The 15,929-nt window shown below is 38.0% G+C and carries 18 protein-coding genes; 2 read left to right on the top strand and 16 right to left on the bottom strand.

The window, feature by feature from the left end; genetic code table 11:
* Positions 1–43: 43 nt before the first annotated feature.
* The 3 genes from efp to H6607_10800 all read right to left on the bottom strand — a co-directional run bounded on the left by efp (position 44) and on the right by H6607_10800 (position 3,033).
* Positions 44–604 (bottom strand): elongation factor P, encoded by a 561-nt coding sequence (gene efp / locus H6607_10790; protein MCB9262850.1) that lies wholly within the window; start codon positions 602–604, stop codon positions 44–46.
* Positions 605–641: 37 nt separating this feature from the next.
* Positions 642–1,220, bottom strand: coding sequence for a biliverdin-producing heme oxygenase (locus tag H6607_10795; GenBank protein ID MCB9262851.1), 579 nt, complete (start codon positions 1,218–1,220; stop codon positions 642–644).
* Positions 1,221–1,287: 67 nt separating this feature from the next.
* The gene (locus H6607_10800) at positions 1,288–3,033 is read right to left on the bottom strand and encodes a DEAD/DEAH box helicase (protein MCB9262852.1); all 1,746 of its coding nucleotides are present in this window, start codon (positions 3,031–3,033) and stop codon (positions 1,288–1,290) included.
* Positions 3,034–3,301: 268 nt separating this feature from the next.
* Between H6607_10800 and H6607_10805 the strand changes: the two genes are divergently transcribed.
* Entirely contained in the window at positions 3,302–3,964 is a 663-nt protein-coding gene (locus tag H6607_10805; protein ID MCB9262853.1) for a hypothetical protein, read from the top strand.
* A gap of 77 nt (positions 3,965–4,041) precedes the next feature.
* On the opposite strand, the gene H6607_10810 is transcribed toward H6607_10805, so the two are convergent.
* From H6607_10810 to H6607_10845, 8 genes are all read right to left on the bottom strand, one after another.
* On the bottom strand, positions 4,042–4,929 hold the full coding sequence (locus H6607_10810; GenBank protein MCB9262854.1) for a polyphosphate kinase 2 family protein: 888 nt from the start codon (positions 4,927–4,929) through the stop codon (positions 4,042–4,044).
* Between the two features lie 60 nt (positions 4,930–4,989).
* Positions 4,990–5,994: a UDP-glucose 4-epimerase GalE gene (galE, locus tag H6607_10815; protein MCB9262855.1), complete on the bottom strand. Its 1,005-nt coding sequence runs from the start codon at positions 5,992–5,994 to the stop codon at positions 4,990–4,992.
* Complete coding sequence (locus H6607_10820) at positions 5,987–6,562, bottom strand: N-acetyltransferase (protein MCB9262856.1); 576 nt, start codon at positions 6,560–6,562, stop codon at positions 5,987–5,989. Before H6607_10820 ends, galE begins: the two co-directional genes overlap by 8 nt.
* Before the next feature lie 45 nt (positions 6,563–6,607).
* Complete coding sequence (locus H6607_10825; GenBank protein MCB9262857.1) at positions 6,608–8,359, bottom strand: hypothetical protein; 1,752 nt, start codon at positions 8,357–8,359, stop codon at positions 6,608–6,610.
* Positions 8,360–8,368: 9 nt separating this feature from the next.
* Positions 8,369–9,022, bottom strand: a complete 654-nt coding sequence (locus H6607_10830) for a hypothetical protein (GenBank protein MCB9262858.1) — start codon at positions 9,020–9,022, stop codon at positions 8,369–8,371.
* A 159-nt stretch (positions 9,023–9,181) separates the two neighbouring features.
* The gene (locus tag H6607_10835) at positions 9,182–9,601 is read right to left on the bottom strand and encodes a hypothetical protein (protein MCB9262859.1); all 420 of its coding nucleotides are present in this window, start codon (positions 9,599–9,601) and stop codon (positions 9,182–9,184) included.
* Positions 9,588–10,535, bottom strand: a complete 948-nt coding sequence (locus tag H6607_10840; protein MCB9262860.1) for a hypothetical protein — start codon at positions 10,533–10,535, stop codon at positions 9,588–9,590. The genes H6607_10835 and H6607_10840 overlap by 14 nt, the downstream gene beginning before the upstream one ends.
* Positions 10,536–10,582: 47 nt before the next feature.
* Positions 10,583–10,939, bottom strand: coding sequence for a hypothetical protein (locus H6607_10845; GenBank protein ID MCB9262861.1), 357 nt, complete (start codon positions 10,937–10,939; stop codon positions 10,583–10,585).
* 75 nt (positions 10,940–11,014) lie between these two features.
* On the opposite strand from H6607_10845, the gene H6607_10850 reads away from it, so the two are divergent.
* Positions 11,015–11,755, top strand: coding sequence for a hypothetical protein (locus tag H6607_10850; GenBank protein MCB9262862.1), 741 nt, complete (start codon positions 11,015–11,017; stop codon positions 11,753–11,755).
* 359 nt (positions 11,756–12,114) lie between these two features.
* Here H6607_10850 and H6607_10855 read toward each other — a convergent pair whose 3' ends face one another.
* From H6607_10855 to H6607_10875, 5 genes are all read right to left on the bottom strand, one after another.
* A complete protein-coding gene (locus H6607_10855) occupies positions 12,115–12,678 on the bottom strand; it encodes a hypothetical protein (GenBank protein ID MCB9262863.1) in 564 nt (187 codons plus the stop codon).
* Positions 12,679–12,817: 139 nt separating this feature from the next.
* Positions 12,818–13,555 (bottom strand): hypothetical protein, encoded by a 738-nt coding sequence (locus H6607_10860; GenBank protein MCB9262864.1) that lies wholly within the window; start codon positions 13,553–13,555, stop codon positions 12,818–12,820.
* A 302-nt stretch (positions 13,556–13,857) separates the two neighbouring features.
* The gene (locus tag H6607_10865; GenBank protein ID MCB9262865.1) at positions 13,858–14,277 is read right to left on the bottom strand and encodes a hypothetical protein; all 420 of its coding nucleotides are present in this window, start codon (positions 14,275–14,277) and stop codon (positions 13,858–13,860) included.
* A 63-nt stretch (positions 14,278–14,340) separates the two neighbouring features.
* Positions 14,341–14,841 (bottom strand): hypothetical protein, encoded by a 501-nt coding sequence (locus tag H6607_10870; protein ID MCB9262866.1) that lies wholly within the window; start codon positions 14,839–14,841, stop codon positions 14,341–14,343.
* 158 nt (positions 14,842–14,999) lie between these two features.
* Positions 15,000–15,776, bottom strand: a complete 777-nt coding sequence (locus H6607_10875; protein MCB9262867.1) for a hypothetical protein — start codon at positions 15,774–15,776, stop codon at positions 15,000–15,002.
* Positions 15,777–15,929 lie beyond the last annotated feature (153 nt).

The raw sequence follows: 15,929 nt of genomic DNA on the forward strand, positions 1-15,929 counted from the left end.
ACAGCCCTTGCGGGGCTGTTCGCATAATCTTTATAGTCTATTTTTATTTTGCTCTTTCTACGTATTCGCCAGTGCGGGTATCCACTTTTATTTTTTCGCCCTGATTAACAAATAGCGGAACTTGCACAATGGCTCCAGTTTCTAATGTAGCTGGTTTCAGCGGATTGTTTGCAGTGTCTCCTTTTATGCCTGGCTCGCTGTAGGTAATTTCCAAAACTACGTGGTTTGGTGCATCAGCCAAAATTGGGTTTCCATTGTCGAGATATACGGTTAGCATCATTTCTTCTTTCAAAAATTTCATGGCATCGCCCACCAAAGCTGCAGAAAGTTGAAATTGCTCATACGACTCTGTGTCCATTACCACTAAGTTTTCACCCTCCATGTATAGAAATTGCATTTCCTTTTCCTCCACCCGAACCACATCAATGGATTCGCCGGAACGAAAGCGGTAATCGGATGATTTTCCGGTAATGGCATTTTTCATCTTAACCTGATAAAATGCTCCACCTTTTCCGGGCATAGTGTGCTGATATTCTACCACACGACACAATTGACCCTGGTGTCGAATGAATAAACCTCTTGATAAATCTGCTGTTGTAGCCATTAATTAATTTTTTTGGTGCAAAAATAAAAAACCTGATTTATGAAACGGCAACTTGTTTGGCATCTATAAAACATTGCTCCATGTGAGCAAAGGTTTGCTTAGCTTCTGCAATAGCAGCGTCTTTTCCATCATCTGAAATTTCATTCAAATAACCAATAAATTCTTTCCAAAAAGGTATAAGGTTTTGACCGTATCCACCATAAAAGTGAAATGAGCAACCTTCTAAATTGGCGTTTAGCTTGAGTTGTTTCTCAATAACCGCACCTCCCAGTGTCGAACCTTCTACTACATACATTCTGCCAATAAATTCGGCATAATTTGCAGGTTTGTTAATGTTTTTTAGCTCAATATCCGAAACATTAAGTCCCAAATTTTCAAGATCTTGAACCAATAAACTATATTTTCTTCGTTGTTCAAGTTTTAATCCCGATGGAATTTCAAAGCCTATGTTTTCCCACTGTTTTTCCCAAGCCGCTATATACGTATAGTTGGCAATCAACAACTGGGCATATTGATTTTTGGTGAGGGTGCGGCTCATGATTTCCATGCCGTAACTATGTTTTTCGGCATTTTTATGAGCTTCTGTGGTAACTTCTTTAATTTGTTCGTGAAACATTATTTAGAATCATTTAAAATAGTGCCGCAAAAATAGGATTTCTTTATTAACGACAATAAACTTGATTCTATCGCTTTCTTTTTCGGTCTCTATCCCGATCTCTTCCTCGATCGCGATCTCTGTCTTTCTTAGGTTTTATTGACGAAGCTGGTTCAATAACACATGGTTTTCCATGAAATTTTTGACCATTTACGGTATTCACCAAAGTAGATGAAAAGTTAGAGTCAACCTCCACAAAACTGAACGATTTCATTATTTCTACCCGACCAATGGCAATGCCCTGAAGGTTCGGAAACTCATTGATAAAGCCCATCAAGCGGTGAGGATTTAGGTTGTCTTTTTTGCCCAGGCTAACAAAGAATCGGTCAAAGTCCACGCGGCCGCCTCTGCCGCGGTTCCGCTCTTTTTTTCCTCTTTTTGAGCCTTCATCATCCCGAACATATCGGTCGTTTCTGTCTTCTTTTTCCCTACTTCTGCGTTCAGAGGTAGCAAGATTAATGTCTTGTGCATTTTTGTAGAATGCTGAAAAACGGGTAAACTCGGTGGCAAAAAAGCGGGTTATCAGTTCATCGCGAGAAAAGTTCTCCAATTTTTGGGTAATGATTGGCAAATAACGTTCAACCTCGGTTGCGTCCACATTCGATTCGGCTAAATCATCAACCAATTTTATCAACTGTCTGTCGCAAATTTCTTCTCCTGTTGGAATACGTTTTATTTCGAACTGTTTGCCAATTTTTCGTTCAAGAATTTTAATACTCGATTTGTCTCGAGAAGTTACCAAGGCAATGGATTCGCCTTTTTTCCCAGCTCTGGCCGTTCTTCCGCTTCGGTGTATATAGGTCTCCAACTCGTCGGGTAGGTTGTAGTTGATAACATGGGTAATGTCGTTGACATCCAAACCACGGGCAGCCACGTCGGTGGCCACCAAAATTTGCAAATGTCTGGAGCGAAACTTGGCCATTACACTATCACGTTGTGCCTGTGACAAATCTCCGTGTAATGAATCGGCATTGTATCCGGCTTTTATCAAATTGTCTGCTACTTGCTGTGTTTCTTTTCGGGTTCGGCAAAAAACAATTCCGTATATATCCGGATTCACATCCACTATTCGACGTAAAGCATCAAAACGAATGGATGCATTTACCATGTAAATGGAATGCTCAATGTTTTCGGCACTTTTGTTTGCCAAAGAGGTTTCGAGCATTTCCGGATTGTTCATATATCGTTTAGCAATACGATTAACCTCAGCAGGCATGGTGGCCGAAAAAAGCATCGTTTGACGCTCTTCAGGAGTATTGCTCAAAATAAAATCCAAATCATCTTTAAACCCCATGTTAAGCATCTCATCGGCCTCGTCAAGCACCAAATATTTCACATTCGAAATGTCAAGATTTTTTCGTTCAATCAAATCTACCACCCTACCGGGTGTACCCACTACTACCGCTGCACCACTTTTTAATTCCTTAATTTGACTCATTATATTGGCACCGCCATATACCGCCACTTGTCTAAATCCGTTAAGGTTGCATGCAAAATTTTGAAAATCGTCGTGTATTTGTCGGCACAATTCTCGCGTAGGACACAATACTAATGCCTCAATTTTTTTAGCCGCAGGATTTATTTTTTGTAAAACCGGAAGACCAAAAGCCGCTGTTTTTCCTGTGCCGGTGCTGGCTAAAGCCATCAAATCGCCGGTGTTTTCGAGCAAATAAGGGATTGATTTTTCTTGAATGGGAGTTGGTTTTTCAAAACCAAGTTTTTCTACGGCTTGCAAAATTTCTGGTTGCAAACCTAAGCTGTGAAATGTTGTCATAATGTTGTTATGATTGAACGAACATTATGCCAAATAATCCTCGCTCAGCCTTTAAAATTTTGGCAAAGGTAGTTCTTTTGTATTGATTTTTTGAACGTTAGCAAATAGTTTGACCAAATAAACCCGAATGTCTTACTTATTGAATTCGTTATTCTATCAGTAAATCAGGGCTATGCAATAAAAAAATGAAATTGATAAAGACATAGAAATAATAGAAAATGATTTACAAAATTTGATTAAATTCGACCCTTTAAAATATCATTTGGATATGAAAAACTCTTTTAAAATTTTATTGGTAGCCTTGTTCGGTATGGCATTGGTTACCACTTCTTGCAAAGACGAATTGTTGGACTACATAAATAAAGAAAAACGCAAAAACAACAAGCGATACGATTGCCCTGATTTGAAATTAAATATTGGTGATGCCTGCAAAACTGCTGCTGGAGTGGTGGGAACAGTTAACGCCAATTGCGACTGCGAAACAAAAACTGTAAAATATGATTGTGAACGATTGCAACTAAATTATGGCGACAAATGCACAAATGCCAATGGTCAAGTTGGGTTTGTAAACAAAAATTGTGATTGCGAGGTTGCCAATACAACTAAGTATGACTGCGAAAGGTTGCAACTCAATTTTGGTGATAGATGCAAAACTGCAGATGGCCAAGTAGGAATTGTTAACAAAGATTGCAATTGTGAAGTGGTAAACACACCTAAATATGATTGCGAAAAACTTCAATTAAATATTGGTGATAAATGCAAAACCGCAGCCGGAACTGTGGGTGTTGTAAATCAAAATTGTGAGTGCGTTGGTTCAAACACTACCACGTATGATTGCCCGAATTTGAAATTAAATTTTGGCGACCCATGCAAAACTGCTGCCGGAACGGTTGGTTATGTTGATAAAAACTGCGGTTGCTCCGCTCGATAAGAAATATAAAATAGAATAGAAACGAAAAATCCCTTGCTTTTGGCAAGGGATTTTTTTTGCAGGTTGGAGTAACCAAATTACTCATTCTCCAACATTTCTTTAGCCTTTAACAAATTGGCTTCGTCTTCTTCGTTTAAAATAGGATAGCTGAGATCTAATTTTTTTAACGCTCCGATAATGATGTCGCAAACAGCCGCTTGCATAAACCACTTGCTATCGGCAGGAATTACGAACCACGGGGCATGTGAAACCGCCGTGTGTCGTATAAGTTCTTGATAGGCAAACATATAATCACTCCATCGGGCTCGCTCTTTTAAGTCTCCAATATTGAATTTCCAGTTCTTTTCTTGCGTATTTATTCGGTCTAAAAATCTTCGTTTTTGCTCTTCTTGACTAACATTTAGAAAGAATTTCAGTATCAACGTACCATTTTCGGCCAAATGTTCTTCATGATTTTTGATGGCCTCCAAACGTCTATTCCAAAATCGGAGGTCTATTTTTTCTAAACTGTCAACGCCTGGAATGCGTTGCCCCAAAATAAATTCGGGATGAACCCGTGTAACCAACACTTCTTCATAATACGAACGGTTGAAAATGCTAAATGTCCCTCTTTCGGGTAACACCAAACTGCTTCGCCACAAATAATCATGATCTAATTCTCTGCTGGTAGGGGCTTTAAAGCTATAAACCGAACTGGCTTGCGGAAACATGCCGGAAAACACCTTGCGAATGGTGCTGTCTTTTCCGGCGGCATCCATTGCCTGAAAAATAAGCAACACCGAATGACTGTCGGTGGCATACATCATTCTTTGCAATTCGTGCAGCACTTCTTTGTCTTTTTCCAGCTTTTTTTTGCCCTGTTTTTTCGATTTTAAATCGGCGGTGTAATCGGTTCTATAATCATTCAAGTTGAATTTAGAACCATCAAAAACGGCAATGTTGCTGTCGTGTATAAAGTTGTGCATGCTGCAAAAATAGGTTTTAGATTAGTTCAAATTTCGGCAACGTAACATTGGATTTTGGGTTTATAGCAGAGTTTTTTGCCATTCCCAAGCCGTAAGCATCATTTCGTCAAGCCCCAACTCGGTTTGCCAGCCGAGCTTTTCTTTAGCCTTGGTGGCATCGGCCCATATCTGCTCCACATCTCCGGCACGTCGTTGGCCGTATTCGTAATTCAACTTTATGTTATTTACTCGTTCAAAAGCATTAACAACCTCTGTGACGGAGCTTCCTGTTCCGGTACCCAAATTGAAAACTTCCACCGAAAAATCATTTTTTGACGCAAAATCTATGGCCTTAACATGTGCCTTTGCCAAATCTACCACATGAATAAAATCGCGGATGTTGGTGCCATCGGGTGTGTTATAGTCATTTCCAAAAATGGTGAGTTTTGCACGAATTCCGGCAGCGGTTTGAGTAATGTATGGCACCAGGTTGCTCGGCACACCCAACGGTAATTCGCCTATCAAGGCACTTTGGTGGGCTCCCACAGGATTAAAATAGCGGAGACTAACCACTTTTGATGGAGTAACTTTGGCAAAATCAAACAGTATTTGTTCGCCAATTATTTTGGTGGTTCCATACGGAGAAATGGCTTCGGCAATAGGTTCATTTTCTTTAATGGGACTGTTTTTTGTGTCGCCATAAACGGTGCAGCTCGATGAAAAAACAATGTTTCGAACATCATGTTTCTTCATACAATCCAATAGACTTATGAGGCCGCCAATGTTGTTTTGGTAGTATTTTATTGGCAGCTCTACCGATTCGCCAACGGCTTTATAGGCAGCAAAATGAATAATTCCGTCAATCTTTTCATTTTCAAAAACCACGTTTAGCTCTGAGGTTTGGCAAACATCTATTTCATAAAATGAAAATTCTTTTTGTGCAATTCTTTCTATTCGTTCTTTAAACTCAATGCTGGAGTTGTTTAAATTATCCACCACAACCACGTCAAAACCGTTTTGCAGAAGTTCTACCACGGTGTGGCTTCCGATATACCCAAGCCCGCCTGTTACTAATATTTTAGTCATTCAAACAAATAACTTTATTGTTTTTAAGTTGATATTTTTCATTGCTTTCTGGACATTCAGCCAATCCATTGCTGTCAAAATGAAGTCGGTGGCCATGCTTACTCATCCAACCAATTTGTCGTCCAGGGTTGCCAACCATCAGTGCAAAATCAGGAACTTCTTTTGTAATAACCGTTCCGGCACCAATAAAGCAATATTTGCCCAAATCGTTTCCGCACACAATGGTGGCATTGGCACCAATGCTGGCACCTTTTTTTACGATGGTTTTTAAATATTGGTCACGTCTGTTTACAGCACTTCGAGGGTTTATGACATTTGTAAAAACCATGCTTGGCCCCAAAAAAACATCGTCTTCGCAAATAACTCCTGTGTAGATACTGACATTGTTTTGAACCTTCACATTGTTGCCTAACACTACCTCTGGACTAACCACCACATTTTGGCCAATGTTGCAGCCTTTTCCAATGGTGCATTTGGGCATTATGTGGCTAAAATGCCAAATTTTCGTACCTTCTCCAATGGCACATCCATCGTCAATTATTGCCGATTCGTGAGCAAAATAATTCATGCTGCAAAGAAAGGGAAATAAAGTATTGGGAATAGGACAAATAATTTAGTCCACAACAATTTTATACCAGGTTGTTCTTCCAAACCTCCTTTGATTTGCCGCTACAATAAGATCTGGATTTATGGTTTTACGATAGGTAAAGAAGTTATTGCCGGTGAAATTGGATTTACCCTTTTTACTCTTGCTCTTGCCTTTAAGTTTATAGGTTTGTATTTCACCCAATTCCGTATCGGTTCTTAATACTTGATTTTGAGCTGTAATGGTTATTACCCCATTTTTTAGGGAAACGGCCAAGGGCTCTTTAATCTGGTAATTAATCGAGGTAAATGATTTTTCATACCCTTTTTGATAAAGCGTATCATCCGCAAATATGGCTAGAATTAAATCGTCATAGCTGTAATAATAGGTTGTTGTGGTGGTAACATTTCCTTGGGCATCCCGCGTTGTAGTTACAACGATGGTTACATATCTTTCTTCCAGAACAACTACTGGATTATCATTTTCATCCAAACCACAAAAGGCAATAGAATTGCATTTAAGGGCAGCCCTTTTGGCAATTTCTTTCATTTCCATATCATAATCTGACAATCGCCTTTTTTCCGCCTTCTCTTTTCTGACTTTCTGACGATGTGTTAACTTGCTTTCAGTTTCACGGATATTATTCACTGTGTTTAACACTTCTTCAGAAAAATTTTCTGATACGTCGCTTGAAACTTCGAGAGACTTCTTGTTCAGTCTTGAACGTGCGATTCCCGTGGTTATCTTATAATCATAAATTTGTTCAGCCAAGAGAGCAATTAGACTTACTGTGGAGTCTTTTTCTAACAATATTTTTGCATCATTGTATAGAACTCCTCGGTCGGTCATAAACATGCTGGTTGTCCCGTTTCTACTAATTTGTTCAACCATGTATTGCGATTCATCTAAATCTGTCCAACTTCTGGCACGACCAATTTTCTTTCTATTCTTTTTGCCTACGATTGATGCTATTTGGCTGCCATCTTCCTCTGATGTCATTTCATTATAAATAGTATTTTCTCCAAGAATATAAATGGTTCCATCATCGTCAACTACAAAATCCTTGATAAAAAATTTATGGTCATCCTCATTTTCATCCTCGACGTTCATTCTGTGCTTTTTTTCATAGTTGATAATCTCCATTTCTTTATCAATTAGCCAATAACTAAATCGGTTTATCCCAATGGAAGGGTCTCTTTCTTGATCGATAGGGAAGGAGATAAGACTGGCCAGAAAACCTTTTTTGACACCTTTTATTCGTGCCGGAGGAATTCCTAGAATCAATAAATACTTTTTGTCTTGGCTTACCCTTATATCAAAATCAGAATAGGTAGAATAACGATCTGCTAATTTAACTTCGGCTACTTTAAACAGTTCAGGATTTACACACAAATCATCGGGTTCAAATTCGAAGTAGAATAGATATTTTTTGTCTGTTTTAAGGTTGTCGAAAGTCAAAAAAATCAAATATCTCCCTCTGAACTGAACAACAGAGTGAAAGGTTAATTTTTTCTTGGCATACTTAAATTTTAGGTATGAACCCTTCACAAAGTTCATATTCTCATCATATAAAGCTACATAGTAGTTATCTCCGCTGCTGGATATTGACCAAAATTTGCCGCCTGAGTAACTGTATATATCTTCTATTCGCTGAGCTTTTAGTCTAAAAGTTTTACCACTTCTTTCAGTCACTTTTAGTTTGTCTTGAGCAATTGCCTGCAGTGCCAAGCAATACATAATTACCATGACAAGTGATAATTTTAAATAAGCTTGTCTCATGTTCTGTGGTTAAAAGTATTTACCAATTTTTAATTCAATATTTAAAAAACCATCCACATAAGGCTCATAGTTCAAGCTTTGAGATGAATTCTTGTCTATTAGGTCGGAAAATGTAAATCCAACTCCGATAGAAAAATCAATGGCAAAACCTTGATGATTTTTAAATTTCCACCCATAACTATAATATGCATCCTGGATTCTGGAGAAATAGGTCTCATATGCTCTGGTGCGGTTGCGATAGTTGAAGCAATAATATTGTCCGTCGTCGAGAGCCTTTCTTTTTCTATAAAATCTTAAAAATCCGCCATATTGGAAACCAACTCCAGCTTTTTCTCCACTGTATTTTATTGAATTATACAGGTCGGACTCGCTTGCCCACATGAATAAATCAATGAATTTAACCGGACTGAGTCCACCAGTAATTCCAATGCTAACTCGTTGATTGAATTTTCGTTCAATTGTAGCATCAACATAGCCAGGAATCAAGGAAGTTGCATTAATGCCAAACATGTGATGCGGAGGCTTATTAAAACGGTCAATCAAATATTTCTTAAAGTCGGGGTCTATTTGGGGAATTTTGGCTTCTTTTTCTTCCTCCTCATCTTGGGCAAAGGTGTTTAACCCTCCCAAAATCAACACGGCGAATAATAGAATATGTTTCATGCACAAAAGTTTACTGTCCAAATGTATAATTTATCCTGTCAAACAAAAAAATAAAGAATAAAAAAAAGTTGAATTGGATGTTAACCAGAATGCCGATAAAAAGAAAAACCCTCCACGCACTATGCTTGGAGGGCTTGCCTTATATTGTTGAGAAATGCACTACATTGGGTGACAATGAAAATGAATGGTGTCGCTTTTCATATTGCCTTCGTGGTCAATAAACGCGTCAATTCTGAGTTCCATGTTGCTATGCCCTGTCACGTTGTTAACCCAATTATGGTCAACCGTTAGCTCCTTTCCGTCTATGTGAGCGTGTTCGTTAAACACCATCGAATCATTGTTTGAAAGGTTTACCAGCGTAACCTCATATCCATGCAATTCGTCTTCGTAGCTAATTGTTCCGTTGATATGAACGGTATCGTTGAGGCCATACATCTGGCCTGAAGCGGGTTCGGTAAAGTTAAATACCACTTTCTTTTCCGTAATCGGTGGATCTACTTCTTTTTCTTTGCATGCCTGAAATATGATGATTGCAAACGCTGCAATGACAGTATATAAGCTAATTTTATGTGTTTTCATTTTGTGTTGTTTTTAAATTTTTTGAAGGTATAAGATAAATAAATTGAAATTTGAGACTTGGTTTGGCAGATACATACCCATTGCTAATGGTTGATTTAATAGGCATCTGGCCAAAAATCCGCATTCCAAATTTGTTTCTGTACATCGATAAGCCGCCCACTGCCGAGGTAGAGGCAACGCCGCTATACACATTCTTTTCGAGGTTTTGTTTGTTTTCCCAGTCTTTTGCTCGGCTCAAAAATTCAATTCCGAATGTTGGAAGATAAGCTCCTTTCGAGGTTTTTATCCGATAAAAGAAATCTTGATTTATCAAAATTTCGTTGCCAAACTGGTATTGATTTACATTGGCACCATTGGTTTTGGCCAATATTTCTCCCGAAATGCCCAGTTGCTTCATTCTATAAAAGTATATAGAGTTTGCTGCCAAAGACCAACTGCCGCTTCCGTGCTGCATGTTGGCTATCCATACACCATCAAACAAAAGATTGTTTTTGCCCGTTGGCAGGCCGGCTTTTAAACCCAATTGCCACACCAACTGTTTTTCGGTGGTGGTATTTCCTTGCGATATAAGTTTGTAAATACCGGTCAAAGAAATATCGCCAATGCCAGCCGTGGCGTATGTTTTTTCCGAAATCAGCATATTGTGTTTAAAGGGGAGTTGTGCCACAGCAATCCACCTATTGCCAATAGCGTGCCTATACGATACTTCAATGTTTTCAAATATATCGTTTGATTGTTTGGTAATTTCATTTTCAAATAACTTGGGATGTGTGCTGAGATAGCGTTGATTCTGATAGCTCAAACTCACAAAATTGTTTTTAAACCCTGTAAGATAGCCAAATCCGAAACCACCCGCTGAACCACCGCAAACATCGCAAGCCCACGCATGACTATTTATCAAAACAGCCAGCAAAACTGCAAAATATTGTTTCAATGTAAATTATTATTAGTTAAAACTCTGTAAGTATCAATATGAAAGAGTTAACTACATTTTGGTGGTTTAAAAATTGTGTTTAGATATTCGGTTTCAACAGGTTGGTTAATAGTGGTTGTTTTCTGCATTTTTAGACTGTAAAAAACTTCAACATTTTCACGGTTGGAAAGAGTAAAGGCCATCAACTTCATTTCTGGCAACGATGCCTCCGGTTGATTGGTTTCTTCCATATTTTTCTTTAAAATACAGCCTCCATGACAGTCAGAATCGGGGATGTTGCGGTTTTCACACAATTCGGCTTCTATGTATTTCTGGTTGATTTTAAACAGACCATACACAGCAACCACTTCAAGCATATTGCTCAAAATGAGGAAAATCATCAATGTTGCCCCAATTCTTTTCAAATCAGTAAATATGCTGCGAACTTAGAAGCATCGTTTAAGTTTTTAGCTGCTTTTGGTCATATTTTTAAATTAAATTTGCTCAAAAAAATCAGAGATGAAAGTAAAATCGACATACTTTTAATGATGAACTCCATTTTGAACCCAACGGTTTGGGTAGGTAGCTTTGAGTGGCGAGAACCAGTCACTACGTTGACAGACTTTTTGGTGGCTCTTGTATGTTGGTTTGCCTATTTTAGTTTTGGCAAAATTGTGTCAAAGCACGTTTCTTTCAAATGGTTTAAAAACTATTTTCTAATTTTTGCCATTGGCATGACCAGTGCCGCTTGGCTTGGCCATGGTTTGCAGGCCTATGTGCCTGATTATGCTAAGGTGGTTGGGTGGATATGCGGTGCTACCGGCTTGATGTTTTTGCAGTTGGGTTCTTTCAAAATAATCGAAAATCGGGTGGGGTTAACTGTTAAAATTTGGCTGCCAAAATGGTTTGTTTTTCAATGGATTTTGGCTGTTTTGTTGATGATTTTTATGCTGCAATATGGCATTGAAAATGCGTTTAAAGTTACCCAAATAAACTCATCGGTTGCCTTAATTTTAATGGTGCTTCCCATGCATCTTTTTGCTTCTAAAAAGTTAAACCTTACGGGAAGCAAAATAGTGGCATCAGCACTTTTTTACAGTATTATTCCTGGCATCGTTTATTCAAATCAACTAAGCATAAATCATTGGTTTAACTACCACGACATTAGCCATTTACTTATGGCCGTGTTCATGACCATTATGTATTTTGGCTTGCGGCGAGTGATAGAATCGCAGAAATAAGAGGTGTGCTAATGCACCATTGAAAAGCCCGAAAAGCTACCTCCCCCCCTTTTGAAAAAGAATATTAAAATATTATGAGTGTGATTGATATCTCCAAGCATCTTGATGTTTTACGTATTGTTTCACAAAACGCTCGGAAGTTTTCTGTCAAGATTGAACATCAGTTTGCCTGACGTGAAACCCATGTGCCTGTTGCACAACCCAAAAGTAACTCTATTTTTCAACTATTTCAAAAAAGTTGTAATTTTAATCTTCTTATTATCAGCGAGTTAGTTGTGTTTTGTTTTTGAGGTAAAAATCTAAAATAGCGTTGAGGGTAGTTGTGCAACAGCTACCCGTGTTACAAGCAGTTATTTCTATCAACCAGGTGTCCCGGTATCAAGCACCTTCCAAAGCAATTCATTCTCCAATTCTATTTTTTCTCCTGTTTTGCTGTCTATAAATACAAGTCTTTTTATTAAAACAGTCGTGTGATGTGTCTTGTTGCCATAAAGTTCTGTCGGATCACTAAAGCCAATAATTAATTGTCCACTTTGTGCTTGTAGTTGTTGTGTTGGTTTAGGTGCATTATTAATTATTAGATCGGTGCATATGTTTGTAAGACTTGCATCCTTTTTGTCAAACACTAAAAGCTCTGTTAGTCGACCCGCATTTGAACTGTCAATAGTTACAGAATAGCAACTGTCAAATTGAATAGGGAAGTCAGGAAGCATGTGAATTACATATTTGTCATTGATGAGTTTGTAAGTCCCCCCTGCACAACCAATGCTCTGTCCAGCTTTTAAAGTATCAATGCCTGCAAAGCATGTCGCAAAAGTGTTTTGGGATTTGTCTTGCTCTTTTGTGGAATTGCCCGTCGTATCACTTTGATTGCCGCAACTTAATAAAGTCAAAATTGACAGAATGAATATTAGTCTACGCATGACTGCCTAAAATTGCTTGTAACGTTGGGGCTTGGTGACGGACGTAAAATCACCCCTCTTCCGAAGCCTACACATCAAACTTAATCAAATTTTTGATTGAATGACAATCCCGCCTGGCACCAAGCTAGTGTTATGCACATTACAACAAGTCCCATTTGATTGAATCCTTTTTTATCGTTTTATCGATTGCCTTTTGAATGAGCCACTTCTTCGGAGTTGCTTTCATGATCTTAGCCTTTAGTTTTCTCATAAATTCATCAGAATCTCGAAGAATGTTGTCTGAATCAGTAGTACTCGTGGGCAACGATGTGAATTTTACGAATGAGATTTTATGTTTTTTGAACAGATCTCTGACTTTTCTTGAAGTATATATACTTGCTGTAATATGACCAAATTCATCAGGACGAGTCATTACAAAGTCACTACCGTCCCAGCTACTCTCATTGAAGTATTCTCCTTTGAATTGTGGAACAATCATTCCTGAAGGACTCTCCTTAAAAATTACCTCCGAACGAAAATAATCTATGGGACCTATTCTTCCTTGAATACACACAGCGAAGTATTTGCCACTCATGAGCTCTCCATTTTTGTCTTTTACATTCGCAGGGATGTATTTCACTCCAGTGATATTGTTGTCTTCAAAAAGCATTTTTAATTCTTCATTTATGCAAAAAGGACTAAGAACACCATTCCAAAAAAAAGCATTTGGAGATTTGGCTCCTTCCGCATGTTGGATGCTCAGCTGAGTTAGCTCAAGCTCGCACCTCAATGCTTTTACCCAATCTCGAGCATCTAGCTCGACCTTACCCTTGTAGTTCTTTGTCGAATAAGTATCGTCAAAAGTGAAAAAATTATCAAAGAAGGTATTGTAAGTCATATTCATTGTGCATAACGGTTTGGGGCTTTGCGTTCGGGCGGGTTTCGGAGCACAAAGTTTCAATTTATTACTTAAGTTCTTTAGAAGCACAAAGCTCCATCCCGATAGCTATCGGGATTGCACGTCAGCCCGCCTGACGCAAACCCATGTGCCTGTTGCACAACTCAAAAGTAACTCTATTTTTCAACTATTTCAAAAAAGTTGCAATTTTAATCTTCTTATTATCAGTGAGTTAATCGTGTTTTGTTTTGAGGTAAAAATCTAAAATAGCGTTGAGGGTAGTTGTGCAACAGCTACCCGTGTTAGCTGCCGTATTTATTTCTCCATTCGTCAGGTACGTCCAGCCATATCGCAGGCGTTAGCCATTGATTTTCCTTAAAAGTTTTTTCTCCGTCTGCAAATGAAATTGTCTTTGTCTTGATTAAGTTTAGTATAGCATCAATTTTTTCTTTTTCAATACTGTCTGCAGAAGAATGTATGTCGTCTACGCTTGTTGGAATTTCTGCAAACCAACCGTAATAAAACATACTTTTAGGTCCACCAAGTCCGTATTCTGGTTCTTTATCGCCTATACAATGCTCCCACCAACTAATACTGTCAACCTTATAGCCACTTTTCACAATTTCTTCAACAAAGTCTGAGTAATTGTCTCTTGATACAATAATATCAATGTAACCATTTCCAACAGGTTGTGCTTTGTATTTTTCAATTATGTTGTCCAATTTCAATTTGTCCATTTAATTTGTCTTTCGGGTTGTTCTAAAAATGGCAGCTAACGGTTGTTCTTATTCTATTTTAAATTTCGCTTCATTTATTCCCAATATCATTTCTTCATCCCGTCTAAACTCGTACATGGCGATTGAAGATGATATTGAAACATTAAGGCATTCAACGTTTCCAAATTGAGGTATAACAATAACATCATCACACTTGTCTACAAATTCGTCAGGAAGTCCAAATTTTTCACTCCCTACAATTAAATTACAATTTGATTCAAATTTCTTTCTAGGAAGTATAGTTGCACGTTCATTTATCTCTATTGCGTAGTTTCTTAATTTTTCTTTTTTAGACCATTCAAAAAAATCCATTTCATTTTTAAAATGAATGAATTCGCAATGGGTTTCAAGTTTCCTTGAAAATACCTGAGACCCTTTTTTAAAGTCCCAAGGTCGCTCGTATCCAACAAATACAAATTTGCCACCACCAAACGCCACATGGCTTCTGACCATCATACCAACATTCTTTGGACTTAATACTCTATGTAATATTGTGTTGAATTGTTTCATTTTTAAATACCGTTAATGTTTTGCAGCTACCCGAAGGTGGCGATTTCGAAGCACTTCACTGCCAACCAAGCAGGAACTTTGATAGAAGCATAAAGCTTGATTTAACCACTGAACCGCCACTTTTGGGTAGGTGGCTGTTATGGGGCGTTTTTCTTATTTTAGTAGTATTGATAATGTCTATATTGAAATTCTTGAGCCCTACGTAAGTAAAAATTGTCCGTAATTAAGTTATTGAGGTTGTCAACGATTTTATTCAATTCTTTACTTAGTGCAATTTTATCGTTCCCAAAGGTCGCGTGGTCAATTTTACTTTCATCGTCAATCAGTTGTCTGAGCGATTTTATGTAAAACTCTTTTTGTTTTGTTATGTTGTATGTTTTTTCTATGTGGTCTTTGCTCTGCAAATAGATATAAACAGAATACTCTGCGTAACCTTCAATTCTTGCATATTGATGTCCGAAATATGTCCCACCATGTTGAAACCGCGAGAAAAGTGTATTTATATTGGCATAGATGTCAATTAATTTTTTTCTCATTTTCTGGTTGTTGTCAATACCATTCTTTTGTTTGAGTAAATACGCATACAAAATATAATAGTTGTCCTGCCCAGCTTCGCTTCCAAATTCTCCATTGCCTGAATTACAATAAAAGGATTGGTCAGGTTCATCAGGATTTTCAATAAATAATTCGGGGTGATTGTCAACAATGTAATTGAAGTCGTCTTTTTCATATTTTACAGTCTGGCCGGTTTCGGTTGCAAAGAACAAAGTGTCCATTGATATATGATATTTTGAGTAGTGGGCTTTTTTAGTTGTCAAAGCGGAGTCGATTTGCACCATTTTGTCACTATGGTTTGTCAGTTTACTTTCTTTCTTAGGTTGTTGGTTACACCCTAAAAGCCCTGTTACTAAAACTACTGTCGCCACTTGTTTCATTGTTGTAATATATTTCAAACTAAAGGTTGGGACGTTAAGCGTTGGGCATTTCGAAACATTTTTCTATAAAACTGCTAAGAATTTAATCAAATGTAATGCCTTTAAAACTTGCACTGCCTGCCCAATGTTTTATACCATTGTGTGTGCCGCAAG

Source organism: Flavobacteriales bacterium, from assembly GCA_020635395.1.
Classification (GTDB): Bacteria; Bacteroidota; Bacteroidia; order NS11-12g; family UBA9320; genus UBA987.